Source organism: Halomonas sp. 707D4 (assembly GCF_024158685.1).
GTDB lineage: Bacteria > Pseudomonadota > Gammaproteobacteria > Pseudomonadales > Halomonadaceae > Vreelandella.
The window spans coordinates 1-1,702 of sequence record NZ_JAMZBD010000580.1; the positions used below are offsets into that span (position 1 = coordinate 1).

2 protein-coding genes are annotated in these 1,702 nt (G+C 68.9%); both read left to right on the top strand.

The window, feature by feature from the left end:
- On the top strand, positions 1 to 595 hold a 595-nt coding region (locus BIS11_RS16790), incomplete at its 5' end, for an ABC transporter permease (RefSeq protein WP_253586614.1).
- 8 nt (positions 596 to 603) lie between these two features.
- Positions 604 to 1,702 (top strand): FGGY family carbohydrate kinase (locus BIS11_RS16795; protein WP_253586615.1); only part of this gene is annotated, 1,099 nt, incomplete at its 3' end.

Consider the following 1,702-nt stretch of genomic DNA (forward strand, 5'->3'; position numbering starts at 1 on the left):
CGCCCACCCGATTCTGGTCTCCCTCGGGGCGATGATCTTTTTGCAGGGGCTGGGCGAGTTCCTGACCCGCGGCGGCGGTCTCTCCGGCATGCCCGAAGCGTTCCAGGTGATCGGCGCCGGCCACTTTCTCGGCGTGCCGATGCCGATGTGGATCTTTCTCGGCGCGGCGGCGGTGCTGATCTACATCATGCACTTCACCCGCACCGGCTTCTCGATCTACATGCTCGGCTCCAACGCGCGCGCCACCGAGTACTCCGGCATCAACGTCAAGCGCGTATTGATCACCGTCTACACGCTCTCCGGGCTTCTGGCCGGGCTTGCCGGCATGGTGATGCTGGCGCGCTTCAATTCGGTACGCGTGGGCCATGGCGAAAGCTACCTGCTGATCACCGTGCTGGCCTGTTTTCTGGCCGGCGCCAACCCGTTCGGCGGCTTCGGCCGGGTGCTGCCCCTGGTGCTGGGGCTGATGAGCCTGCAGGTGATCGCCTCGGGCATGAACCTGATGGGCGCCAGCCAGCACCTGGCCACCGCCGTCTGGGGCGGGTTCCTGATCATCGTGATGGCACTGCGCATGCCGTTTCTCAAACAGTCGTGAGTAAATAAATGAGTCATCAAGAGCACGTTCTGGGCATCGACATCGGCACCGGCAGCGCCCGGGCGGGCATCTTCACGCCGGACGGCGTGATGCTGGCCGAGGCCAAGACGCCGATCGCCATGCATCGCCCCGCCGAGCACCACGTCGAGCAGAGCTCGACCAACATCTGGCGCGCGGTGTGCAGCGCCACCCGCCGGGCGAGAGAGGCCGCCGGGGTGAGTGCGGCGAGCGTGACGCGCATGTCGGTCAGCGCCACCTGCTCGCTGGTGCTGCTGGACAAGGCGTACCGGCCGCTGGCGCTCTCCCCGGGCGAGGAGCCTTGGGACATCATCGTCTGGATGGATCATCGCGCCACGGTTGAAGCCGCCGAGTGCACCGCCACGGGCGGCGCGCCGCTGGCCAACCTGGGCGGGACGATGTCGCCGGAAATGCAGATGCCCAAGCTCAAGTGGCTCAAGCGCCACCGCCCGGCGCTCTACGAGCAGATCGGCTACGCCGGGGACCTCGGCGACTGGCTGGGCTTTCACTGCACCGGCTCTTTCGAGCGCTCGGTGTGCATGCTGGCCTGCAAGTGGACCTTCGACCCGCGCCCTGGCCACGGCTGGGACCGTGACTTCCTCGCCCGCATCGACATGGCGGACGTGATCGAGCGCGCCGCACTCCCGGAAACCGCGCAGCCGGTGGGCGTGGATCTGGGTGCGCTCACCGAGGCGGCCGCCGCGGATCTCGGCCTGACCACCGGGTGTCGCTTCTCGGTGGGCATGATCGACGCCTACGCCGGCGCCCTGGGAACGCTGGGTCGCAGCCTGACCGATGCCCCCAAGCGCCGCCTGGCGGTGATCGGCGGTACCTCCACCTGCCATATCGCCGCCCAGCCCGAGCGCTGCGCGGTGCCCGGCGTGTGGGGCCCTTACCCCGGGGCGCTGGGCGACGCCTTCGTGGCCAACGAAGGCGGCCAGAGCATCACCGGCGCGCTGCTCGATCACCTGGTGGCGATGTTCGCCGCCGGCGGCGAGTTCGGCGACGACGTCCACGGCGCGCTCTCCGAGATCCTACTCGAGCGCCTGGCAAAGGGCGACCCGGCCCCGCACACCCACGTCTGCCCGG